Consider the following 26,493-nt stretch of genomic DNA (forward strand, 5'->3'; position numbering starts at 1 on the left):
TAAGACCGTTTGCGCCGATGGTACTGCTATATCAAGTGGGAGAGTAGGTAGCCGCCTTTTTCGAAAGCCCTTTACAGCAATGTAAAGGGCTTTTTTTATACCATAAAGTCAACAAACTATACTGCATATACGCCCCTATAGCAAAGGGGTAATAGCAATACCAACTCAACTGTCACGGTCCCTATTACCGATACTACTACTACTACTACTAATTAAAGTTATAAGGCTGTTATAGTATAGTCGATATTCTTCCAATCTTTATAACAGATTGATAATTATGGCTGAAGTACCTATATAAGTGTATATATTCTTAGAATGTATCATGTATGGGTTTATCTTCAAAAATATTAACTGATAATAAATCTTGAATAGAGTATTATTTATTCAACTGTGAGAAGTAGTCAATAAAACTGAAGTATGTATAACCTGTGAATTCAGATGTAAGCTAGATCTTGTTGTAAATTGAAAAGCCCCAACTATTTAACTAGTTGAGGCTTTTCAATATTATTTGTTGGAGTATTAAACTCTTGGTAGGTCTCCTTCACCTTTAAGAGGTAAAGCACTTTCTCCCATTAAATATTTATCTACATGATGTGCAGCTTGTCGACCTTCAGATATAGCCCAGACAATAAGAGATTGCCCTCTTCTTTGGTCGCCTGCAGCAAATACACCTGCAACATTTGTTTTATAATCATTTTCAGATGCTTTAATGTTTGTTCTGGCATCCATTTGTAAACCTAATTGACTAGCAACTGTGTTTTCAGATCCAGTAAAACCTAAAGCTAAAAGTGCTAATTCACATTTCCATTCTTTTTCTGAACCAGGAACTTCTTTTAATTGTGGTCGTTGTCCCGGAGTGCTAACCCATTCTACTTCTGAAGTTATTAATCCCTTTAAATTCCCATCGGCATCACCAATAAATTTCTTTGTAGATATACTGAAGAAACGTTCAGCACCTTCTTTATGGGATGAACTAGTTCTTAGTCTCATTGGCCAAAATGGCCAAGGTTGACCTTCTGGTCTTTCAGTTGTAGCCATTGGCATAATTTCGAAATTGGATACAGAAGTAGCCCCATGACGAAAAGAAGTACCGATACAATCTGAACCTGTATCACCACCGCCTATAACAACTACATCTTTTCCTGTAGCTTTGATTTCTTCTCCTAAATTTTTAATTCCATCTACACGTCTATTATTTTGACCTAGAAAATCCATTGCCTGAACAACACCTTTTAAATCTGAACCTTCAATGGGTAAATTTCTTCTAATGGTAGCTCCACCAGTTAATACTATTGCATCATATTCTTCTTTTAGCGTATCCGCTTTAATATCTAAACCTATATGAACTCCGCATTTGAAAGTTATTCCTTCTTCTTTAAGAACATCTAAACGTCTGTCAATAACGTTTTTCTCCATTTTAAAATCTGGAATACCATAACGCATTAATCCGCCAGGTTTTTCATCTCGTTCAAATACGGTTACATCATGACCTGCTCTGTTCAATTGTTGTGCAGTTGCAAGACCAGCAGGTCCTGAACCAACAACTGCAACTTTCTTGCCCGTTTTATTTAAAGGTGGTTTTGCGGTAATCCATCCTTTCTTAAAAGCAGTTTCAACAATATTTTTTTCAATATTTTCAATAGTTACGGGATCTTCATTAATACCAAGTACACAAGCTTCTTCGCATGGTGCTGGGCATAATCTGCCTGTAAACTCTGGAAAATTGTTTGTAGAATGTAAAATTTCACTCGCTTTCTCCCATTTAGAGCGGTATACTGCATCGTTGAAGTCAGGAATTAAATTCCCTAAAGGACAACCACTATGGCAAAAAGGTATACCACAATCCATGCAACGAGCACCTTGCTCTTTCATTTCCTTTTCAGGTAATGGTATTGTAAATTCTTTATAATCTTTTAAACGTTCCTCAACCGGTTCGTATGCTTCAATTTTTCTATCGAATTCTAAAAACCCTGTAATCTTTCCCATATTCCGATTTTAAATAGTTTGTAAATTTTCTTCTTCTAATCTGATTAAAGCTTGTCTGTATTCTTCAGGTAAGACCTTAACGAATTTAGGTAAATACGATTCCCAGTTTTCTAAAATACGTTGTGCTAATGGACTTGATGTAGCGTTGTAATGGCTTTCAATTAAATCTCTTAATTGCTTTATATCATTGGTCTCTGTTACTTCTAGAAGGTTAAGTCCTTCTGTGCTACATCTCTTTTTAAATGTTTTGTTGTCATCTAAAACAAATGCGATACCACCACTCATACCTGCTCCGAAGTTTCTACCTACTTCACCAAGAATAACGGCAACACCACCTGTCATATATTCACAACCGTGATCTCCTATACCTTCAACTACCGCCTTAGCTCCTGAATTTCGAACACAAAAACGCTCGCCGGCTTTTCCATTAATGTATGCTCTACCTGCAGTAGCTCCATATAAAGTAACATTTCCTGTAATTACATTGTCTTCAGGTACTATAGTTGATTTTTCTGGTACTTTAATAACAAGTTTGGCACCTGAAAGCCCTTTTCCTAAATAATCATTAGTGTTTCCATTAACAATCATAGTAAGTCCTCTTGTTGCGAATGCACCGAAACTTTGTCCTGCAGAGCCGGTAAAATTAAGTCGCAGTGTGTTTATTGGTAAGCCTTCTGCACCATAAGTTTTAGAAATTTCATTACTTATTATTGCTCCTACGGCACGGTCAGTATTACAAATTGGGTAATCTAAAGTTAATTTCTCTTTTCTAAATAGCGACGGATTAGCCTTAGCTATAATATCGAACTCTATAGACTTGTCTATATCGTGTTTTTGTTTTTCTGTATTGTAGAATTTAGTTCCTTTTGGTACATCTACTTGATGTAATATCGGAGTTAAATCAATACCTGCTGCTTTATAGTGATCAATTGCTTTTTTACGATCTAGTTTTTGAACCTGACCCACCATTTCGTTAATAGACTTAAAGCCTAATTGCGCCATGATTTCTCGTAGTTCTTGTGCTACAAAATACATATAGTTAACAACGTGTTCTGGCTTACCTTTAAATTTCTTTCTTAGTTCAGGATTTTGAGTTGCGATACCCACTGGGCAGGTATTTAAATGACATACACGCATCATTATACAACCAGACGCTACTAATGGAGCAGTAGCAAAACCGAATTCTTCGGCACCTAAAAGGCAAGCTATGGCAACATCTCTACCAGTTTTTAATTGTCCGTCACATTCAAGAACAATTCTATTTCTTAAATCATTTAAAACAAGTGTTTGTTGGGCTTCGGCAATACCAAGCTCCCAAGGTAAACCACAATGTTTTAATGAGGTTAAAGGGGATGCTCCAGTACCACCATCAAAACCTGATATTAATACTACGTCGGCTTTTGCCTTTGCAACCCCGGCTGCAACGGTGCCTACACCAACTTCAGAAACTAATTTAACATTTATTCTAGCTTTTCTATTAGCAGATTTTAAATCATATATAAGTTGAGATAAATCTTCAATAGAATAAATATCATGATGCGGTGGCGGGGAAATTAAACCAACATAAGGTGTTGAATTTCTTGTTTTCGCAATTTCAGGATTTACTTTTGGTCCAGGTAATTGACCTCCTTCACCAGGCTTGGCACCTTGAGCCATTTTTATTTGAATTTCCTTGGCGTTGGTCAAATAATTAGAAGTAACTCCGAATCTACCAGAGGCAACTTGTTTTATGGCACTATTTCTCCAATCACCAGTAGAATTCTTATAGAATCTATTTTCATCTTCACCACCTTCGCCTGAATTACTTTTGCCACCTATACGGTTCATGGCAATCGCTAAATTCTCATGTGCTTCTTTACTGATAGATCCGTAAGACATTGCACCGGTTTTAAACCTTTTTACAATTTCTGTCCATGGTTCAACATCTTCTAAGGGAATTGGGTCATAATTAGAGAATTCAAAAAGACCCCTAATAGTCATCAGGTTTTTAGATTGCTCGTTAACCATATTAGAGTACTCCTTATAAGTATCTGGTTCATTATTACGAACAGACTTTTGTAGTTTGGCAATGGATAATGGATTAAACATGTGTTTTTCACCATCTCTTCTCCATCTATATTCACCACCAATTTCTAAATCTAAAGTAGCATCAATATGTTTTTTGCTAAAAGTCTTATGGTGACGTAAAGCAATTTCTTTTTCTATTTGATATAGACCAATACCTTGAATACGGGTTGGTGTATTCGGAAAATATTTATCAACCACCTTAGTATTAATGCCGATACATTCAAAAAGTTGAGAACCTCGGTATGAGTTCAATGTTGAAATACCGATTTTGTTCATTACTTTCAAAATACCTTTGCCTACAGCTTTATTGTAATTTTTAATAGCATCGTCAAATGATATTTCTGTAATATCATGTTCTTCTATTTGCTCAGCGATAATTTCATTAACCAAATATGGATTAATAGCACTTGCGCCGAAGCCAAATAATAAGGCAAAATGATGTACTTCTCGCGGTTCTGCAGATTCTATTATAACACTTAGTTTAGAACGTTTGCCGAGCCTTTGCAATCCGCTATTAACAAATGAACAAGCTAATAATGCAGGAATAGGAGCCATTTCTTCGGTAACATTTCTATCGGAAAGTATGATAATGTTAGCGCCTTCTTCTACTGATTTACGTGCTTGTTCTAAAAGAGCTTGAAGTGCATCTTCTAATCCATTATGCCCTTGTTTAATAGGATATAGCATAGGTATTGAAACTACTTTGTAATCTGGACTAACATCGTAATTTTTAATTTTATCTAAATCTTCTTTAGAAATAACCGGGTTTTGAATTTTAAGCTTTCTACAGTGTAATTCTGTAAATTCAAAAATATTATGGTCGCTACCTAAAGTTAAACTGATATCTGTAATCAATTCTTCACGAATACCATCTAAAGGCGGATTCGTAACTTGGGCGAATAATTGTTTAAAGTAATTATATATTAATTGAGGGCGTTGAGATAAAACAGCAATTGGTGTGTCTGAACCCATTGATCCAATAGGTTCTTTACCAGCTTTAGCCATTGGTAACACTATGGTGTTAATGTCTTCTAATGTATAGCCGAAAACAGATTTCCTTTTTTCTAAAGTCTCTTCCCCTAAAAATAAAGGGCAATCATTATAAGGTATGTCTTTTAAATGAACAAGGTTATCATCTAGCCATTTCTGGTAAGGGAATTTTTTAGCAATGTTCTCTTTAATTTCTTCATCGTTAATAATTCTGCCCTCTTCCATATTCACCAAGAACATCTTACCTGGTTGTAATCGACCATGAAATTCTACATTTTCTGGAGTAATATCTACAACACCAGTTTCTGAAGACATAACGACATAGTCATCTTTCGTTACAGTATATCGAGAAGGTCTTAGTCCGTTTCTGTCTAAAACGGCACCAATAAAATTACCATCTGTGAATGGAATAGACGCTGGTCCGTCCCATGGTTCCATCATACAAGAATGATATTCGTAGAATGCTCTTTTAGCATCAGACATCTCTGCATTTTTCTCCCAAGCTTCAGGAACTAGGATCATCATTACTTCTGGTAATGATCTACCGGTCATAAGTAATAGCTCAACAACCATATCCATAGTCGCAGAATCTGATTTGCCAGGTAAAATTACAGGAAGTATGTTTTTAATTTCATCACCGAATACATCACTCTTTAACAGCTCTTCTCTAGAGAACATTCGAGTTACATTTCCTCTTAAGGTGTTGATTTCACCATTGTGGCACATATATCTAAATGGTTGAGCCAGATCCCAAGTAGGGAAAGTATTTGTTGAAAATCTTTGATGTACCAATGCCAGTCTAGTTACAACTCTAGAATCCATTAAGTCTGAGTAATAAAGACTTATATCTAATGGCATCAATAATCCTTTGAAAATAATTATTTTAGTAGAAAGACTAGGTACGTAAAAAAACTTATTTTCAGATAATTTTGATTTTATAATTGTATGTTCCGTTACTTTTCTAGCAATGAACAATTTTAGGTTAAAATTAAAAAAGTCTTGTTCTTCGTTTTCTTTCGCAACAAAAATCTGCTTTACAAAAGGTTCTGTTTCAGAAGCAATTCTGCCAGGTATTGATCTATTAACAGGTACATCTCTCCATCCTAATAATTTTAACCCCTGTTTTTTAATATTTTCTTCAAATACCGAAATACAAAAATCTCGCTGATTAGCTTTACGAGGAAAGAATATATTACCAACAGCATAATCACCAGCTTTTGGTAATTCAAAACTACAAACAGCCTGAAAAAAATCATGAGGTATATCTATTAATATACCCGCTCCATCACCTGTTTTACCATCAGCACTTACAGCACCTCTATGTTCTAATCGTTCAAGGATTTCCAACGCTTTATGTATAATGTCGTTGGACTTTTTTCCTTTAAGGCTACAAATAAATCCAGCCCCACAGTTATCATGTTCAAATTCCGGTAGATATAATCCTTGCTTTTTCAGTGTCATCCTTTGTGGTATTTCTTCAAAAATATCAATTTAATTGAATTATATTCAATGATTTGAACAAATTCTAGTAAAAAACTCAACAGAATAAATAAAAGCTTAAAAAATCGATAATTATGGATTTTTAAAACCTTCAATTTATCAGATTGATAAATTTAAGTTAATATTACGTAAATGAAGGGTTGACTAAGGGGGTAAGTTGCAGTTTATACAACTTTCTAACAATTAAGTCTAACTTTATTGAGAGGGTAACAAAGTTAGTGTTGACTTAAAATAAAAACACCCCTATAAATTATAGGGGTGTTTATTATAAAAGCACTTCTTTACTTCAGAATACTTCTTGAAATTACGATTTTTTGTATTTCGGAAGTACCTTCGTATATCTGAGTGATTTTTGCATCTCTCATTAATCTTTCTACGTGGTAATCTTTTACAAATCCGTTTCCGCCATGAATTTGAACGGCTTCAACGGTTGTTTCCATCGCAACTTTTGAAGCATATAATTTAGCCATAGCGCCAGAAAGGTCATAATCATTACCATTATCCTTATCCATAGCAGATTGATATACAAGTAACCTTGCTGCTTGAATCTCGGTATGCATATCTGCAAGTTTAAAAGCTATGGCTTGATGATTGCTAATCTCGGTACCGAACGCTTTTCGTTCTTTAGAGTATTTTAAAGCTAATTCGTAAGCACCTGCAGCAATGCCTAATGCTTGTGCAGCAATACCAATACGACCACCGGCCAAAGTTTTCATGGCGAACTTGAAACCGAAGCCATCTTCACCAATTCTATTTTCTTTAGGTACTTTTACATCGTTGAAAATCAAAGAATGAGTGTCGCTACCTCTAATCCCTAATTTGTTCTCTTTAGGACCAATTTCAAATCCTGGAGCACCTTTTTCAATAATTAAAGCATTTATTCCCCTGTGTTTTTTCTCTTTATCGGTTTGGGCTATAACAATATATGTGCTAGCTGTGCCGCCATTGGTAATCCAGTTTTTAGTACCGTTAACAATATAATGGTCGCCCATATCTATTGCTGTTGTTGTTTGAGAAGTAGCGTCGCTACCAGCTTCAGGTTCAGAAAGACAGAATGCGCCAATTTGTTCGCCGGTTGAAAGCTTGGTAAGATATTTTTCTTTTTGAGCTTCAGAACCAAATTTTTCTAATCCCCAGCAAACCAAAGAATTATTTACTGACATAATTACAGAAGTAGAGGCATCAATCTTAGAAATTTCTTCCATGGCCAATACATATGATAAGGTATCTAAACCACTACCGCCATAAGCTGGATCTACCATCATTCCTAAAAATCCGAGTTCGCCTAATTTTTTGACCTCTTCTTTAGGAAACCTTTGTGCATCATCACGTTCCACTACCTCAGGTAGTAATTCGCTTTGTGCAAAATCGCGCGCAGCTTGTTGAATAAGTTGTTGTTCTTCAGTTAAAGAAAAATCCATGTAAATTTTATAAAAGTTATCTTCTCAAAGATAAAGATATACTCGTTAAATATTCAACTTAAAAAGTCTCTTTTAATCGATTTTATAACAAATGTGGTTGTAAATTTTTTAGAGATGACTATTTAACATTTTCTTAGATGTTAAAATGTGGTCACTAAAAACTTGTTAAATTTAGAATAGTATCGATTTAAGTATTTGGAAGTCAAATAACTTCGGTATTATTGTCAATTCATTAGGAATTCACAGACAATTTTAAATATATTTGGAAGATTTATTTTTTAGAATTAGAACCTATATTTACAACTACTAACTAGTTACTCAAAAAAACCAACTAATATGGAAACCATCATTGTTATTGTTTTTTTGGCAGGATACCTTGCCATTACCTTAGAACACAATCTTAAAATAGATAAATTAATTCCAGCATTAGCTATGATGGCTATACTTTGGGCTCTGATTGCTCTTGGAATAGATGGTTATGAAAACTGGTTTGATTCAGCTCATCAAAGTCTTGTTGATGGATTTGATAAATTCGGTCATTTGGATCGAATGCATATGATGGAGGAATCTCTTTTACATCATTTGGGTAAAACTGCTGAAATACTGTTCTTCTTGTTAGGTGCTATGACTATTGTGGAGATAATTGATTATTTCGATGGTTTCGCTACTATAAAAGGCTTTATTAAAACCAAAAATAAAGGAAAGTTACTTTGGTTATTTTCAATATTAGCATTCATATTGTCCGCTATTATTGATAACCTTACAGCTACTATAGTTTTAATAACTATACTGCAAAAAGTTATTAAGGATAGAGAAACAAAATTATGGTTTGCAGGTATGATTGTTATAACGGCTAATGCTGGTGGTGCTTGGTCACCAATTGGCGATGTTACAACAACAATGTTGTGGATTGCGAATAGAGTAAGTGCCGGTCAGTTAGTGCTTCATGTTCTTTTACCTTCATTAGTTTGTATGATTGTACCTGTGGTGATTGCAAGTAGGTTTAAAGTTTTCAAAGGTTTGATCGATGGGGAATTAGACGAAGAAAAATCTAAATCTAAGTATAGTGGAGTAATGTTATATTTAGGTCTAGGTGCTATTTTGTTCGTGCCTATTTTTAAAACAGTTACACATTTACCACCATATGTTGGTATGATGTTATCATTGGCTGTTGTAGCGACTTTCGCTGAAATATATAGTAATAAGAAGTTTAGCATCTCTTCAGTGGATCAAGAAGGACAAGATAGTGAAGGTCACCATAGCCCTGTTCACCACTCTTTATCTAAAATAGAATTGCCAAGTATATTATTCTTCTTAGGAATTTTATTAGCGGTTGCTGCTTTAGAGTCATTAGGAATACTTTTTAATGCTGCAGGTGCACTTAATGAAGCAATACCAAATACTGATATTGTAGTATTATTATTTGGTTTGGGATCGGCGGTTATTGATAACGTACCATTAGTTGCGGCAAGTATGGGTATGTTTAGCGAGCCTTTAGATAATCCACTATGGCATTTTATCGCATATTCTGCTGGTACAGGTGGTAGTATGTTGATTATTGGTTCGGCAGCAGGTGTTGTTGCAATGGGTATGGAAAAAATTGATTTTTTCTGGTATCTTAAAAAAATTGCATGGTTGGCATTCGCAGGTTTTATTAGTGGAGCCATAGTTTTTATATTGTTAAGAGATTTTGTACTTAACGTATAATTTAATTCGCAATTCATCGTTATAAAGGCAAATTCAATACTTAAAGAATACTATGTTATTATTCCAGGATTTGGCTCAAAATGCGAGCGACGAATTATTGTCTGAAGAGAAAACTCTTTCGGTTATAGATTTAATATTTAATGGGGGTACGGGTAGTGTCATCATTATTTCAGTACTATTTATAATGTTAGGTGTAGCGTTGTATATCTATTTTGAGCGTTTGCTTGCTGTAAATGCGGCATCTAAAATAGATAAGAATTTCATGAATCAAATTCGTGATTATGTTACTTCGGGTAAATTAGATGCTGCAAAACTTCTTTGTGCGCAAACTGATTCGCCAGTAGCTAGATTAACCGAGAAAGGTGTATCTAGAATTGGTAAGCCATTAGACGATATAAATACCGCAATTGAAAATGCTGGTACTTTAGAGGTATACAAGCTAGAGAAAAATGTAAGTATACTTGCTACGGTAGCAGGTGCGGCACCAATGATTGGTTTCTTGGGTACGGTAATAGGTATGATACTTGCCTTTCATGAAATGGCCAGTAGTGGCGGTCAAGCAGAGATGGGGTCTTTGGCTTCAGGTATTTATACTGCGATGACTACGACGGTAGCGGGTCTAATAGTAGGTATTATTGCTTACGTTGGGTATAACCATTTGGTGAACAGAACCGATAAGGTGGTTCATAAAATGGAAGCTAACGCGGTAGAATTCTTAGATCTATTAAACGAACCTCTTTAATTTTATAATATGAAATTAAAAGGAAGAAATAAAGTCAGTCCAGACTTTAGCATGTCTTCAATGACAGATATTGTATTCTTGTTGTTGATATTTTTCATGCTAACGGCTAATTCACCGAACGCTTTAGATTTGTTGTTGCCAAAGGCTAAAGGAAAATCTACAAATACCCAGAACGTTTCGGTCAGCATCGATAAGAATCTTCAATATTTCGTTAATGATGAACGTATCAATGGAGAATATATTGAGATAGAGCTTAAGAAAGCATTAGCAGGTCAAGATAATCCTACTATAATTTTAAGAGCAGAAGAAAGTGTCGCGATTAAAGAAGCCGTAAATGTTATGGATATCGCGAATAGAAATAATTTTAAAGTTATTTTAGCGGTACGTCCAAATTAATGGCATTTTTAGACACAAAACATAAAAAGAAATCGTTGACACTTACCACATTGTTGTTGAGTACACTGTTATTGGTTTTATTTTATATTGGTCTAACATACATGGATCCGCCAGAAGAGAATGGAATCTCGGTCAATTTTGGAACTATGGAATTTGGTAGCGGTAAAGTGCAGCCAAAAGAAAAAATACAATCAGAGCCATTAGATACTCCGCCAGTAGAACCTACAAAACAAGAGGTGGAAGAGGCTGTAGAATTGCCTGAAGAAGAAGTAGGGGAAGCAACGGCTGAGAAAGATGCCCCAGCAGAAAAATTATTGACTCAAGAAAACGAAGAGGCAATAAAAATAAATCAAGCTAAAGAAGCTAAAAGAAAGGCTGATGAGGCAGCTGCAGATGCCAAGAGAAAGGCAGAAGCAGTTGAAAATAAGAAAAAGGCAGAGGCGGCTAAAATTGCGAAACAAAAGAAAGATGCTGAAGATAAGGCTCGACAAGAACAAGAAGCTAAAAAGAGAGCCTTAGATGCTATGATGGGTGGACTCAATAAGTCTGAGGGTACGGCATCGGGTAGCGAAGGCGATGATAACAAAGCAGGAGATAAAGGTCAACCAGATGGTGACCCGTACGCAACTAGTTATTATGGAAGTCCTGGTAGTGGAAGTGGAACTGGGGGATACGGATTAAATGGTCGTTCGTTAGTAAATAAGGGAAAAGTGCAGCAAGAATGCAATGAATCTGGTAGAGTAGTAGTGAAAATTGTTGTTGACAGAAATGGAAAAGTAATTAGTGCTGAGCCAGGCGTTCGTGGTACTACAAACAATAATCCGTGTTTATTGGAACCAGCTAAAAAGACGGCATTCATGCATAAATGGAATTTAGATAGCAATGCCCCAAATCAACAAGTTGGTTTCGTAGTTGTTAACTTTAAGCTTGGAGAGTGACCTATAAAGAAGCATTAGATTGGATGTTTGCACAACTTCCAATGTATCAGAATAAAGGTAAAGTAGCCTTTAATTCGAAACTAGATGGCATTACTTCATTTGCCGAACATTTAGATAATCCACATACAAAATTTAAGAGTATTCATGTTGCCGGTACTAACGGTAAAGGCTCAAGCAGTCACTTACTAGCGTCTGTTTTGCAAGAAGCAGGCTATAAGGTCGGACTTTATACTTCACCTCATTTAAAAGATTTTAGAGAGCGTATTCGTATTAATGGAAAAAAAATAGGAAAGAGCTGGGTGGTAGATTTTATTGCTCAAAATCAATCTTATTTTGTTTCTAACAAACTTTCATTCTTTGAAATGACCGTAGGTATGGCGTTCTCATATTTTGAATATGAGAAAGTAGATATAGCGGTAATAGAGGTTGGTTTAGGCGGTAGGCTTGATTCTACCAATATTATTTTACCAGAGGTTGCTTTAATTACAAATATTGGCTTAGACCATGTTGATATGCTTGGTCATACCATTCCACTAATCGCCAAAGAGAAAGCTGGTATTATAAAGTCTCATGTGCCTGTGGTTATAAGTGAATATAATGATGAGACAGCGCCGGTATTTAAGGCGAAAGCAAAAGAGGTAAATTCACCTATAATATTTGCAGAAGATAATGTGTATCCTCCTTATGAAATTGGCTTAATAGGTTCTTATCAAAAGAAAAATATAAAAGGCGTTTTAGCGACTTTAAACGTATTGTCTAATTTTAAAGTTGAAGAAAACGATATTGTTTTAGGATTAAAGCGAGTAATTGAAAATACCAAATTGATGGGGCGTTGGCAACAAATTGGTGAAGAACCAACGATAATTTGTGATACTGCCCATAACAAAGAAGGTATATCTATAGTTTTAGACCAACTAAAAACCCAGCAATATGAAAATCTTCATATAGTAGTAGGTTTCGTAAAAGACAAAGATATTAGTCAAATTATACCTTTATTTCCTAAAAACGCAACATATTATTTTTGCAAACCGAAAATATTTAGAGGGCTAGATGAAAATATTTTGGCAGAGCTATTTTATGACCTTAATTTTAAGGGTAAGGTTTATAAGTCTGTAAATAAGGCATTTAAATCGGCGAAAAAACATGCTAAAAAGAATGATTTTATATATGTTGGCGGTAGTAATTTTGTTGTAGCAGAAGTTCTTTAAATTTTTATTGATTTTTCTTTTGTGGAATGTAAAAGTATTATATATTTGCACTCCTTTTGGGGCTCTTAGCTCAGTTGGTTCAGAGCACCTGCCTTACAAGCAGGGGGTCACTGGTTCGAATCCAGTAGGGCCCACAGGTTAATAGGCTTTCATGAAAATGAAAGCCTTTTTTTATTTTTAGCACTTTCCTAATAGTTATACTTCTGTTATTTTAAATCGATTCTGAATCACTTTTTTAGGTGCAAAAAAAAGTAGGTGTTATTTCGCATATAATCTCTGCACCTGATAGGTAATTAGATTTGGTAATTATCAATTATTTCTTGTAATCATTATTCCGTCATCACAGAACCATCCATTAATTTCACCCAACCTATTATATAGGGTGTAGTTAAAAAAATCAAGTATAATTCTGGGTAATATCAAGAAATTAGGTTTAAATGATAATCAAGTTTCTATCATGTGGTACATTATTTTATTCACTGTAATTCTTTTCAATAACTTTCATTCTAATAGTGGCTCAATCTCCCGTAGCCCAATAATGTAGCTGTTTACTTTAAAATTGTATAGCACAGATTAATTAGCATATATAATTATGAAATATCTAATTTAAGAAGATTTAATTATGTTAAATCTTAAAATTTTAAGGCTTTATTAATTGAAGTAATTTTTTTTAACAATATAATAACATATATTTGGTAAACCAGTTTGATGAACCAATTTGGTAAACCAGTTAAAATATGATTATAAACAAACTATTATTAACTAAAAAAATAGACATGAAACCTTAAAAGAAAGTGGCATAAAAAAGGACGGGTGCTCGCCCATCCTTTTAATTAAAAAATTTACTTCATTTAGAAGGGAAGTAATACCAAACATGTAAATACTACGATAGACATATTTCCTGTAAAAATACGGAATTTCATTGGTTTTTATGAAATGTGTGTATTGGTAAATTGAAGATTATGATGCGACAAAAGTAATCGCATTTTAAGTAGATCAAAAAGATGGCGTGTTAGCCTATTCAACAGAACTAACTTAATTTAACACAGATGAATTTTAAATTGAAAATTTTTATGGTTGCAATGTTGCTTGTCAACATTCAATTATTTGCACAAGACACTTATGACCTAACAGGTACAGTGATCGATGCAAACAATGTACCGATACCAGGTTCAAATATAGTTGTAGCAAATACAACAAGAGGAACCCAAACAGATTTTGATGGTAACTTTTCCATTCAAGTTAAGAGTGGAGATATTTTGCGGTTTTCTTATATAGGGTATAGTACGCAAACAGTAGCTATTGTTGCTCAAAAAACAGTTAGTGTAACTTTAAAGGAAGATGCCAGTCAACTAGATGAAGTTGTAGTAGTTGGTTATGGTACACAAAAGAAATCGACCTTAACTGGTTCGATATCAAAAGTTACGAACGAAACATTAGATCAAATAGCGGTATCTAGAGTAGATGATGCTTTAATCGGTCAAGTATCGGGTGTAAATATACAAGCTACCAATGCCGAGGCAGGTGGGGCGCCAACGATTACAATTAGGGGTGTAGGTTCTGTAACTGCAGATTCAGGCCCGGCTTTAGTAGTTGATGGTATAGTTGTAAGTTCTGAATTTCTTGGAAATATTAATATGAACGATGTAGAATCTTTTGAAGTTTTAAAAGATGCTGCATCTGCTGCTATTTATGGTAGTGAAGGTTCTAACGGGGTAATATTGATTACAACAAAAAGTGGTAAAGCTGGTAAAACAAAATTTAGTTACCAGACTTATACTGGTTATAAGCAGGCACACGGTAGCGATGATTATAAGAAAAGTGTTGCAGACTGGGCAAAGAGAGAACAGGCTGCTACCGGTACACTTTCTGGAGAAACACTATATGCTCAATTATTAGTTTCTACGACAGTTGTCGATAGAGATTGGCAAGATGTTTTCTTTGATGGTGGTAATGTAACAAGTCATTCTTTTTCAGCAAGAGGTGGTACGGAAGATACAAAATTCAGCGCATCTTTAAGAGCGTTACATGATGAGGGTGTAGTAATCACTGATGATTATAAATTGTATACGGCAAATTTAAAAATGGATTCTAAATTTGGAGATAAAGTAAGATTTGGCTTAAGTGCTACACCTTCTTATACTTTTCAGAGAAGATTACCCACATCAATACACAATCCAATTCGTCAATCGCCTTGGTTGCCAATATATCATACAGAATCATCTTTACAATTTATTGATAGAGATGTTTACCCAGATGTTGGTGTTGGAGATTATTTTTATGAAAACCATTTAAAGAATTTAGATTTGGATAATGATGGTAATAATGAGCGCCCTCGTACATCTGGTGATTCTAACCCATATGCGCAATATGTAGAAAGAGAACATTATGAATACAATACAAAGTTGTTTGGTTCTACGTACTTAAGCTATGAATTATTAGATGGTCTTACTGCAAAAACTTCTCTAGGGGTTACTCTGGAGCAGAGAAAGAGAACAAGATATGATGGTACATTACATCATGCAGCTGGTAACAGTAGAGCGGCATATTATCTTTCTAACAGGTCAAGAACTAGATTGGTCTTAGATAATACATTGAATTATTCTAAAACATTTGGCGATAATCATGATTTAAACTTATTGGCGGGTATGACCGTTCAACAAAGAAAATCGGAAGAAAGTATCAGTTCAGGTGGCGGGTTTTCTAATGATTTATTGAAAAACTTTCAAGGAGCTACCTTAATCGATAATCCAACAGAAATTAATACAGAGCTTAAAAAAGTAGGTTATTTCGCTAGAGTTAATTATGCATATAAAGATAAATACTTAGTGAATGCATCTTTTAGACGAGATGGCAGTTCTGTTTTCGGTGTAGATTCTAAGTACGGTAATTTCCCGGCAGTATCTGTTGGGTGGAATGTTGCTAAAGAAAACTTCTTATTGAATAGCGATGTTGTAAGTAATTTAAAGTTCAGAGCTAGTTACGGTCTTACCGGTGCAGAGAACTTTAATGTAGGTGATGATAATGTGAACTTATATCCTTACCTGGCTTTATTGCAAAACTCAAATGCAATTACAGATGGTAGTATTGCTGCTGGTGTATCGCCACGTAACATTGCAAATGCATTATTGCAGTGGGAAGCTTCAGAAGAACTAACAATTGGTTTAGATTATGGTTTTTTAGGTAATAGAATATCAGGATCTGTTGATTATTACCAAAGAACTAGTGATGAGTTACTTTTAGAAAATCCTGTTTCTTATATCACAGGGTTTACAAGTGGTATTGTAAATTTAGGAGAAGTACAAAACAAGGGTATAGAGGTTGAATTAAGAACTAAAAACATTGTTAGTGAAAAATTCAGATGGAACTCTACAATTATAGCATCGACCAACCAAAACGAGTTGTTAAGTTTTGGTGATTCTAACAACGCATTAATTGAGGATGATTATGGTAGAAATTCTCAATGGATCAATCGCATTGGAGAGCCAATATCTTCTTTTTGGGGTTATGTGGTAGATACAGATGTATATGATGACACACAGTTTAGAACAACTTATGTTGATAATCCATGGAACAGAATTAATGGTCAAGCAGACGATACCGTTGTAAAAGATTTAAATGGAGATGGAATTATTACTGAGGAGGATAAGACAATTTTAGGTGATCCATACCCAGATTTGGTATACAGTTTTACCAATGAATTTCAAATCGGCAACTTCGATTTATCCTTCATGGTTCAAGGTAGCTTAGGAGGTCAGGTCAATAATATTGGTGATCAATATTTCTACAACTGGTTTGGTAATAGAACTAGAAGTGGAGGCGAAGCCCAAGCGGTAGCCGATGGTCTTGTACCACATGTTTCATTTATTCAAGAAAAGGTGTTAACCAGCGAAGTAATTGCTAGTGCAGACTACTTCTCTTTAAGAAATGTAAATGTTGGCTACAATTTCTCAGATGAGGTAACGTCTAAAATTGGTATAAATGGTTTACGAATTTATGCTACAGCTCAAAATTTGTTATATATCACTGCAGACGATTATCATGGTTTTAATCCAGAACATGTAGACGGGTCAAACCCAAGAGCATATGGTTCTCAAAGAGCTGGTACTCCTATTTTCAAGACGATGACATTGGGTCTTAACATTGATTTTTAAATTTAAAAGATACATATTATGAAACATATAAAATATTTGATCTTTACTATAGCAGGAATAGCTTTTCTATCTTGTAGTGATGATTTTTTAAACCCATTGCCAGAGACAGCAGTGGCAGTCGAATCATTTTTTCAATCTGATGCAGATGTACAATCTGGGGTTATAGGTATTTATGATGCTTTACAAGGTGTCAATGAAAATACCACGACCAATATCGGCGACGCAAATAGAGGGGTTCAATTTGAGCATCTTTTAACTGAGCATAGATCGGATAATACTAGAAATGCAACCTTAGAAGGTTCAAAATCAGATTTTCACAGATATATAGTTAATGCTAACAATGTAGAATCTGAAGATTACTACCAATCTATGTACGAGGTTATTTTTAGAGCTAATAACATATTAAATTATATTGATGTAGCTGATGCTGGCAATCAGGCAAAATATGCTGCGGAGGCTAAGTTTTTAAGAGCTTATGCTTACTTTAATTTGGTTCGTTTATTTAGCGATGTGCCGCTTGTAACAGAAGTTGTTGGGGCTACAGATAATGAAGCGCTTTTTACTAGAATTCCAGAAGCACAGATTTACGCTCAAATAGTAGAAGATTTACAAGAAGCAGTAAATGTTTTAGATAATTCATCTAAATCTAGAGCTTCTAAGGCTGCAGCTCAAGGTATATTGGCAAAAGTGTATTTAACACAACCAAACAGAAATTATTCTGGTGCGCTACAATTATGCGAAGCTATTATTAATAGTGGTCAATTTGATTTAGAGAGCAACTACTCAGATGTGTTCTATGATGAATTAAATGATGAGATAATTTTTGCGATTCAATATACTGCAGGTAACAGTGCTGAAAGCCAAAGTTTTTCTTCTGAGTTCACATCAACATTTCGTCAAGGTAGAGAAGATGGTCAGAATATTGTAAATGCGAATCTAATTGCAGACTTTACTGCATATGGTGGTGCTAGATCTGAGGTTTCTTATATTACTTTCAACACAACATCAGAGGTAACTAAGTTTTTACCAGAAGGCACAGATATTAGTATCAGTCCGCCAGATTATGGTTTAAGTGCTCGCGATGCTGGTAATGATTATATAGCATTGCGTTACGCAGATGTTCTTTTAATGCATGTAGAAGCGGCTATAGGCGATGGTACAAGTACTACCAATATAGATGCCCTAGCATCTTTTCAGAAGATAAGGGATAGAGCTTTTCCTGAAACAGCACCTAACAGTATTTCAAGCGTTTCTAAAACAGAACTTTTGGTTGAAAGACGTGTTGAATTGGCATTTGAAAATCAACGTTGGTACGATATAATTAGGTTTGGCGTAGCTGACGCTATTCTTAGTGCGCACGCAACTGAAATGGGTTATGTCTATACTTCAAGGGCATTGTTGTTGCCGATACCGGCGAGAGAAATCAATATTAGTGGTGGTCTATTGACACAAAATCCAGGATATTAATATTCTTAATATAAAAAATTATGAAACAAAAAATAAATATATGCAGTAAAACAAAACTGGTACTTCTAACAATGGTTTCGGCTATTGTTTTCGTAAGTTGTGTTGGTGATGAAATGTTCAGAGATGAATTACCGGGTACAAACTCTAAGGTTGACACGGTTTTTCCTGAGGCTAATTTTTCTTATGCGAGTTCATCAGATGATTTTAGAATAATAAATTTCACCAATCTTGCTACACAAGCTTCTACCTATGTATGGGATTTTGGAGATGGTAATACATCAACTGATCAAGACCCTTCCTTTACATTTGAAGGCGAAGGAACTTATGCTGTTACATTAACGGCTTCTGATGGAAATTCCGTTGTTGGTACAACAACTGTAGATGTCATAGTTGTAGAAGGTCCATTTCAACCTATAATATTAGAACCGGGTTTTGAAGATGATACCTTGCCTGAAGGTGGTGGAGATGGTAGAGATTCTTGGAGAAATAATGATTTGGGCGGAGTAATTCAAATTACAGGAAGTCCAGTAACATTCGGCGATCAAGGTGCTAAATTACCAGTGCCTGCAGGTGATCGTGTAGGTTATCAAGAAATAACGGTAGAGCCAGACATGAATTATGATTTAAGTTTTTGGTATACAATGTTGAGTGGTTCTTCTGATCCTTCGTTGACAATATCTGTATTAGGGGTTACCGAAAACGGACCATTTGCAACAAAAGAAGAAGCGGCAGAGGCAACTATAGCTTCGGTAACAGTGACAGATGATTCAGAACCAGATGTTTATATACAACAGAAATTGTCTTTTAATTCTGGTATCAATAATACGGTAGCGATTTATTTTACAAATGGCGAAGTTGAAGCAAGATTAGATGATTTCACTATTGAAATTGGTGTTGCAGGTGCTGTGCCTCCGTCTGCAGGGTTTGCTGTTGCACAGAGTGAGACAAATTACTTAGAATATACATTTAATAATTCATCGGTAAATGCAGTAACGTATGAGTGGGATTTTGGAGATGGTAATACATCTACAGACGAATCGCCAACACATGTTTACTCGACAGCGGCAGAATATGTTGTAACGTTAAATGCTATAAATGATTCAAACCTTTCTACTGAGTTAAGTAAGACCATAAATATATTAGCTCCAGTAACGGCTGCTTTTACATCTGAAGTTGATCCAGATGATTATAGAACATTTAATTTTATGGATGCTTCAATAGATGCTGTTATGCTTCTATGGGAATTTGGGGATGGTTACCAATTTACTGGTATGAATCCTTCGCACACTTATGAAGAAGATGGGATCTATGATGTTGTTTTAACTGCGTATAGTATTACAGGTAATACGCATATTGCTACCGAACAGTTAGTAGTTTCAGAAGGTTTCGTAGTGCAAGTACTTAATGGAACTTTTGATGAGTACACCGTTAACACAGGAGACAATGCCGATGCTTGGGATATGACGCCTAACAGCACAGTTGTAGACAATGATGGTAATACGGTAGATAGTCCTTACGATCCATTATGGGATAACGGAGCTTTAGATTCTTGGTTAGAAGGTTTTTATGGTGATAATAGCGAGCAAGCAGGATCTACTAGTGACGGTAATAACGGTACAAGAGGTGCTAAGTTAGATGAGACTGGTCGTCGATTATATCAAGTAGTAACTGTTCAGCAAGGTTCTACATATACGTTCTCTATTGATGCAAGAACTACCGCAGGTGGTATTACATCTGAGGTATTTATATTGAATACACAAATAGAAGATGAAGTGGGTATAAATTCGTCAACATCAGATGCGGCAATAGATGCGTATTATGCAATACCAAATATTTATGATACAGATGGTGATGCTTATGCAACAAACACATTCCAGTTCACCGCTTCAACAAATCAAATTGTTATTTATGTTAGAAATGTAGAGGTTATAGATAACACTGCCGAAGCTTTCTTTGATAATATTATGATTACAGAATAATACTAAAAGCAAATTGTTTTAGCAATTATAAAAACCACTCATACTAATAAAACAGTATGGGTGGTTATATAACAATAGTAATGAAGATGATAAAGTTGAAGACTATTTAATGTGTATAATTTGTAAGATGAAAAGAATTAAGAAAAAATTCCTATCCGTTTTAATAATAGCGTTTATATCCTTTAGTTTGTCTGGCCAAAATAAGACAGATGGTTTAGAAGAAGCTAATGTTAAAGTTGAAAAAGTTAAGAAAAAAAAGGAGAAGAAAAAGAAAGTAAAACTACCAGAAATTGATTTAAGTAATTGGAAAGTTACCATACCTGAAGGAAAAGGAAAAGGAGGCGCAATTAGTGTTGAACCGCCCGAGATTTTGAACTATGGTACAAATGAGACTTTAAAGCCTTATATGTACAATGATTCAACGAAAGGAGCAATTACATTTTACGCTTACCCAACTACAGCGACCACAGCAAATACTAAATATTCAAGGTCAGAACTTAGAGAGCAAATGGTGCCGGGTAATGATAACATCAATTGGACATTTAGTCAAGGCGGTACTTTAAAAGCAAAACTTTCCGTTGATGAGGTTTCTAGAGATAGTAATGGTAAATATCATAAAATAATTATTTTACAAATACATGGTAGATTAACCAACGAGCAAAAAGAATTAATAGGTCAAAAAGATAATAACGCACCTCCAGTATTAAAGATTTATTGGCAGAATGGTAAGATTAGAGTTAAAACAAAAAAGCTCAAATTTTCAGGCGTAAACGCTTTAGGTATTTTACATGAAGAAGCGTGGACAGATGATGAAGGATTTAATTTTGAAGAAGAAGTAGGCTTCGGTAAGTTTCAAGTTGAAATTAAAGTTACCGATGGTAAAATGGTAGTATCCCTCAATAATTCTGAATTTGCCGTCTATGAAGATGCTAATATGAAACGATGGGGCATATTTGAAAACTACTTTAAAGCAGGTAATTATTTTCAAAGTAGAGATGAAGGCTCATTTGCGAAAGTTAGTTTTTATGAACTTGAGGTTGAGCATAAATAATTAGAAATATGATATTAAATAAAATAATAGAAGTAAGTAAACAGATGAACTATCAATTCATTATAGTTTTTTCTGTTGTAATTTCTATGTATAGTTGTAGTAACGATTCTGATGTAAATGAGCCAGTAGTTATTCCAGAAGTAATAGTAGAAGAAGAAGTTGAAGAAACTCCCGAGGCTGAGGTAGAAGAAGAGGTTGAAGAAGAAGTAAGGGTAGAAGGGGTTGATTTCTTTTTGCCAAATATTAATTTAAGCAATTGGAAAGTGACATTACCTATCGGTAGTCCTGATGAGGTTGAGCCACCCCAGATTTTAGATTATGCTACAAATGAAAAGTTAATGCCTTATATGTATAATGATTCTACAGATGGCTCATTAGTTTTTTATACCTCCCCAGGTTCTTCTACAGCGAACTCTTCATATTCTAGAACAGAGCTAAGAGAACAAATGGTACCGGGTAGTAATAGTACAAATTGGACTTTTGCAGAAGGTGGCAGAATGAAAGGTACTTTGTCAGTACCAGAAATAACAACAGATGCAAGTGGAGATTATCATAGAACTATGGTTATGCAAATTCATGGTAGGTTAACCAATGCTCAACGAGATTTAATTGGTGAGAATGATAATAATGCTCCACCGATATTAAAAATATATTGGCAAAATGGAAAAATTAGGGTTAAAACAAAAGTGCTAAAGAATATTAATGCATCAGATGAAGAAATATTACATACCGATGCTTGGGGCGATGATGAAGGTTACACATTCCCTGATGAAATAGGTACAGATATTTTTACATTCGAAATTATAGCCTCTAATGGTAAAATGGAGGTTATTTTAAATGAAACCGAATCTGTAGTTTATGAAGACATTCATATGGAAAAATGGGGTGTTTTTGAAAATTATTTTAAAGCAGGGAACTATTTGCAAACCCTAGATGCTGGGGCTTCTGCTAAGGTTAAATATTACGAATTAGAAGTAACACATTAGTGTTTTACGATTAATATACTTAGTGTAAATAAGAAAGTTGTTTGAGTTAGATTTGTTGAAATGAATTTACTGGTCTTTTTTAGGCCGGTAAACTTCATTTAACCTTAGGGTTTAGAACTGAATAATAATACGTTGAAAGCTAATTTTACACAATTGTTCATCTGTGTAACTAATTTTCAGCAAACTGTTTTACTAATCATTTTTCTATTAATGACAAGCTATATATGAAAATAGAAATCCTCACAAGGACCGAAAACCAAGAAATACAAAATGATATTGTAATTCAGATTCGAGATTTAATGAATCATAAAAATCTCGAACCCGGTGATAAATTGCCTTCCGAGAGATCCCTTTCAGATAAATTTGGGGTTAGTAGAACAAGTGTTCGTGAGGCGATTCAAAAATTAGAGTTTTACGGAATTTTAATTTCAAAACCACAAAGCGGAACCTTTGTAGCAGATATTGGGCAGATCGCTATGAATGGTATGGTTAATGAAATTTTAAGATTGGAAGAGCCAGATTTTAAATCTTTAGTAGAAACAAGAATATTGTTAGAACTTAAAACGGTTAGACTGGCAGCTAGAAGAAGAACCAAAGAGGATTTGAAACGATTAAAAAACTCGTTAGATGCGTATAAACAAAAAGTTGAAAATGCAGAAGATGCAGTTCAAGAAGATTTATTATTTCATTTGGGCATAGCAAAGGCAAGTGGAAATAGTACCTTAAACACTTTCATGCTTATTATTATACCAGAGATATTGACCAATTTTGAAAAATACCATGTTTGCGATAAAGACATGGCGTTTAAAGGTATTCAAGAACATCAAGATATTTTTGATGCTATCAATGAACAAAATCCGCAATTAGCAAGAGAAAAAATGAAAGTGCATTTCAAAAACCTTTACCAATATTGTTATAATATTTAAAATATTTTCTAACGGAGGACTTTTAGATAAGCATTGCTAAAAAAAACTCACCTAACATTTATGCGATGGTTCAAAATAAGCTTCGCTTAAAATTAGAAATACGTGGTCTATTTCAATGAAAAAGTAAAGATTCAAATAATTATTACAATAAGTGTTCACACGAGCTGAACACCTAAACTGAACCCCAGTCAATTACGATACCTACCACCAAACTTAAAGAACAAATGGATGAGCAAGCCAATTAAACTATCAATCTGGAAAAAAATATTGGCGGTAGTTCTCGCTTTTGGACCAGGTATTTTTGCTATAGGCTATACCATAGGTACCGGTAGCGTAACTTCAATGATTGTAGCTGGTAGTACATATGGCATGCAACTTTTATGGGTGCTTCTTCTCAGTTGTATTTTTTCGGGGTTGTTAATGTATGCATACGGAAATTTCGCATTAGTTACGGGCGAAACAGCACTGTATGCATTTAAGAAACATTTAAAGTGGGGTAAGTTAATTGCGATTCTTATAATTTTGGGTATATCATTTGGTCAGTGGAATTCCTTAATGGGTATTTTAGGTATTTCTGCCAATATCATTTACGAGATTTTTCTAATATATTTTCCAAGTTTAGCAGACCTTAAATATGAAGCGGTATTGTCAATAGCCATTGTGGTAATAGTGGTGTTTTATGGGTTCTTAATGGTCGGTAAATATGCCTTCTTTGAGAAAATACTTGTCATTTTTGTCACGATTATGGGGCTCTCATTTATCATTTCTTTGTTTATGGTATATCCTTTACCTGTTGAGGTAGCGAAGGGTTTGATACCAGCAATTCCGAAAGTGGAAGGAGGTCAAATGATGGTAGCTGCTTTTGTGGGTACCACAATGGCGGCAGCAACTTTTCTGTCGCGTCCACTTTTTGTAAAAGGAAAAGGATGGACGATAAAAAATCGTTCGCAACAAAAGAAAGATGCGATAATTGCGGCAACGTTAGTGTTCTTCATAAGTGCATCTGTAATGGCTGTGGCATGCGGAGCATTATTTCACCAAGGGCAACCGGTAACTCAGGTATTAGATATGGTCAATACATTAGAGCCAGTAGCCGGTAAATTTGCGCTTACACTTTTCTTTTTTGGTACATTAAGTGCGGGCTTATCTTCAATATTTCCTTGTTTATTAATTGCACCTATATTGTTGGCAGATTATCAATCTGGTGAATTAGATACCAATTCAAAGCAATTTAGAATTATAACGGCGATTGCCTGCGTATTTGCTTTAATTGTACCTGTTTATGGGGCAAACCCTATTGAAATGCAGATACTATCGCAAGTTTTTAATGTATTTGTATTGCCCTTGGTAATAATAGTTATAATTCTCTTAATTAATAATAAAGGATTAATGACCATATATAAGGCAGGTGCGTGGCTAAATATTGGTCTATTCGCGGCACTTTTCTTTTCTTGCGTAATTTCTTATAATGGTATAGTTGCCTTATTTGATTATTTTTAATCAAGATAAAATCAAATCGAATAATTTTACTTTTATCACTTCATTTTAAAATAGGATATGTAGTATCTTTATCCCCTTATATCAAATTTTAAAGGGATATTAGCTCAGTTGGTTTAGAGCGCTGCCTTGACAGGGCAGAGGTCACCGGTTCGAATCCAGTATATCCCACAATAAAATTTATATTTTTAAATCAAATCTAAAACACGCTCTAAAGCCATTCCCCTAGAACCTTTTATCAATATAGAAGATTTAGTTTGTAAAGGATTTTTACTTAGGTAAGATTTCAATTCTTCAAAATTCTTTAGTTTAGTAGCGATTGAGTCTGTTAGGTAAAAATTCTCTCCAACCAATATCACTTCTTCAAAATTTAAGCCCGCTGCTAAGTCTGAAATATTTTGATGTTCTTCTTTTGCAGACTCGCCTAATTCGAACATATCACCGAGAATTAAAACTTTACGTTGTTTATTTAAAGAATTAAAGTTTTCTAATGCGACAGTCATGCTAGAGGGGTTGGCATTATAGGCATCTAAGACAATATAGTGTCCGCTATTATTTAATATCTGGGATCTATTATTATCCGGGGTATATTTTTCAAGTGCCTTTTTTATATCATTTAACTCAACATTGAAATATTTAGCCATTATAATTGCTGCACAACAGTTCGAGAAGTTATACGCACCAATTAAATTAGTCTCCATACGAATGTCTTCTACTAATAGGTGAACAAATGGTTGAGCCTCCAGTAATTTAATAATATAGTATTTAGAATCCTCAGAACTAAAACCAAATTTTTTCGTGTAAGTGCTTAGCTTAGTTTTTTGAATAGGGTCGTCAGCATTTAAAAAAATTCCCTTTTTATGAGAGGTGAGATATTCATATAATTCGCTTTTTCCTTTAATAACGCCTTCAACACCGCCAAAACCTTCTAAATGTGCTTTTCCAAAATTTGTGATATACCCAAAATCTGGTTCAGCAATTTTGCAAAGAAATTCGATTTCTTTAATGTGATTTGCGCCCATTTCAATAATGGCAATTTCAGTATCGGGTTCAATAGTCAATAATGTCAATGGAACACCTATATGGTTATTGAGATTTCCCTTGGTAGCTATAGTTTTGAAAGTGGTACTTAAAACGGCATTAATTAGTTCTTTTGTGGTGGTTTTACCATTGCTGCCGGTTAGACTTATAACTTGCGCTTTAGATTGTTTTCTATGAAAATTTGCAAGATGTTGTAGTGTCGTCAATACATCTTTAACAAGAATTGTTCTATCGTCAATTAGATATTCTTCTTCATCGATAATGACAATGCTTGCTCCGCTATCAAGAGCTTTTTGAGCATACGTATTGCCATTAAAATTATCTCCTTTTAAAGCAAAGAATATGTCGTTCGCTTTAATTTTTCTGGTATCGGTACTGATAGAAGGGTTTGCTAAAAAAGCGGAATGTAAATCTTGAATTTTCATAAAATCGAAGAT

16 protein-coding genes and 2 tRNA genes are annotated in these 26,493 nt (G+C 34.6%); 14 read left to right on the forward strand and 4 right to left on the reverse strand.

All coding sequences use genetic code 11. From position 1 onward, the window contains the following. Positions 1-519: 519 nt before the first annotated feature. The 3 genes from ACEN2N_RS13260 to ACEN2N_RS13270 form a co-directional block, all read right to left on the reverse strand. On the reverse strand, positions 520-1,986 hold the full coding sequence (locus tag ACEN2N_RS13260) for a glutamate synthase subunit beta (RefSeq protein WP_441824780.1): 1,467 nt from the start codon (positions 1,984-1,986) through the stop codon (positions 520-522). A gap of 9 nt (positions 1,987-1,995) precedes the next feature. Beyond that, positions 1,996-6,504 (reverse strand): glutamate synthase large subunit, encoded by a 4,509-nt coding sequence (gene gltB, locus ACEN2N_RS13265; protein ID WP_441824781.1) that lies wholly within the window; start codon positions 6,502-6,504, stop codon positions 1,996-1,998. Positions 6,505-6,824: 320 nt separating this feature from the next. After that, positions 6,825-7,964, reverse strand: coding sequence for an acyl-CoA dehydrogenase (locus tag ACEN2N_RS13270; protein WP_441824782.1), 1,140 nt, complete (start codon positions 7,962-7,964; stop codon positions 6,825-6,827). A gap of 336 nt (positions 7,965-8,300) precedes the next feature. On the opposite strand from ACEN2N_RS13270, the gene nhaD reads away from it, so the two are divergent. The 14 genes from nhaD (at position 8,301) to ACEN2N_RS13340 (ending at position 25,186) form a co-directional block, all read left to right on the forward strand. Next, the gene (gene nhaD / locus ACEN2N_RS13275) at positions 8,301-9,671 is read left to right on the forward strand and encodes a sodium:proton antiporter NhaD (protein ID WP_441824783.1); all 1,371 of its coding nucleotides are present in this window, start codon (positions 8,301-8,303) and stop codon (positions 9,669-9,671) included. A 52-nt stretch (positions 9,672-9,723) separates the two neighbouring features. Further along, the gene (locus tag ACEN2N_RS13280; RefSeq protein WP_133688941.1) at positions 9,724-10,413 is read left to right on the forward strand and encodes a MotA/TolQ/ExbB proton channel family protein; all 690 of its coding nucleotides are present in this window, start codon (positions 9,724-9,726) and stop codon (positions 10,411-10,413) included. A 9-nt stretch (positions 10,414-10,422) separates the two neighbouring features. Further along, positions 10,423-10,809, forward strand: a complete 387-nt coding sequence (locus tag ACEN2N_RS13285; protein ID WP_441824784.1) for an ExbD/TolR family protein — start codon at positions 10,423-10,425, stop codon at positions 10,807-10,809. Beyond that, entirely contained in the window at positions 10,809-11,747 is a 939-nt protein-coding gene (locus ACEN2N_RS13290) for an energy transducer TonB (protein WP_441824785.1), read from the forward strand. The genes ACEN2N_RS13285 and ACEN2N_RS13290 overlap by 1 nt, the downstream gene beginning before the upstream one ends. Then, positions 11,744-12,955 carry a bifunctional folylpolyglutamate synthase/dihydrofolate synthase gene (locus ACEN2N_RS13295; protein ID WP_441824786.1) on the forward strand — a complete coding sequence of 404 codons (1,212 nt, stop codon included), beginning with the start codon at positions 11,744-11,746 and terminating at the stop codon, positions 12,953-12,955. Before ACEN2N_RS13290 ends, ACEN2N_RS13295 begins: the two co-directional genes overlap by 4 nt. A gap of 59 nt (positions 12,956-13,014) precedes the next feature. After that, positions 13,015-13,089: transfer RNA gene (locus tag ACEN2N_RS13300), tRNA-Val, on the forward strand. A gap of 915 nt (positions 13,090-14,004) precedes the next feature. Beyond that, a complete protein-coding gene (locus ACEN2N_RS13305; protein ID WP_441824787.1) occupies positions 14,005-17,109 on the forward strand; it encodes a SusC/RagA family TonB-linked outer membrane protein in 3,105 nt (1,034 codons plus the stop codon). 18 nt (positions 17,110-17,127) lie between these two features. Next, complete coding sequence (locus ACEN2N_RS13310; protein WP_441824788.1) at positions 17,128-18,576, forward strand: RagB/SusD family nutrient uptake outer membrane protein; 1,449 nt, start codon at positions 17,128-17,130, stop codon at positions 18,574-18,576. Between the two features lie 20 nt (positions 18,577-18,596). Then, positions 18,597-20,555 (forward strand): PKD domain-containing protein, encoded by a 1,959-nt coding sequence (locus ACEN2N_RS13315; RefSeq protein WP_441824789.1) that lies wholly within the window; start codon positions 18,597-18,599, stop codon positions 20,553-20,555. 127 nt (positions 20,556-20,682) lie between these two features. Continuing rightward, a complete protein-coding gene (locus ACEN2N_RS13320; RefSeq protein ID WP_441824790.1) occupies positions 20,683-21,606 on the forward strand; it encodes a polysaccharide lyase family 7 protein in 924 nt (307 codons plus the stop codon). Positions 21,607-21,614: 8 nt separating this feature from the next. After that, positions 21,615-22,592, forward strand: a complete 978-nt coding sequence (locus ACEN2N_RS13325; RefSeq protein ID WP_441824791.1) for a polysaccharide lyase family 7 protein — start codon at positions 21,615-21,617, stop codon at positions 22,590-22,592. A 224-nt stretch (positions 22,593-22,816) separates the two neighbouring features. Next, positions 22,817-23,518: a FadR/GntR family transcriptional regulator gene (locus tag ACEN2N_RS13330; protein ID WP_441824792.1), complete on the forward strand. Its 702-nt coding sequence runs from the start codon at positions 22,817-22,819 to the stop codon at positions 23,516-23,518. Positions 23,519-23,746: 228 nt separating this feature from the next. Beyond that, positions 23,747-25,018 carry an Nramp family divalent metal transporter gene (locus ACEN2N_RS13335; protein WP_441824793.1) on the forward strand — a complete coding sequence of 424 codons (1,272 nt, stop codon included), beginning with the start codon at positions 23,747-23,749 and terminating at the stop codon, positions 25,016-25,018. 93 nt (positions 25,019-25,111) lie between these two features. Then, positions 25,112-25,186 (forward strand) — tRNA-Val (locus ACEN2N_RS13340). A 17-nt stretch (positions 25,187-25,203) separates the two neighbouring features. On the opposite strand, the gene ACEN2N_RS13345 is transcribed toward ACEN2N_RS13340, so the two are convergent. Then, a complete protein-coding gene (locus ACEN2N_RS13345; RefSeq protein WP_441824794.1) occupies positions 25,204-26,481 on the reverse strand; it encodes a UDP-N-acetylmuramoyl-tripeptide--D-alanyl-D-alanine ligase in 1,278 nt (425 codons plus the stop codon). Positions 26,482-26,493 lie beyond the last annotated feature (12 nt).

Source organism: Maribacter spongiicola, assembly GCF_052119685.1.
Classification (GTDB): Bacteria; Bacteroidota; Bacteroidia; order Flavobacteriales; family Flavobacteriaceae; genus Maribacter; species Maribacter spongiicola_A.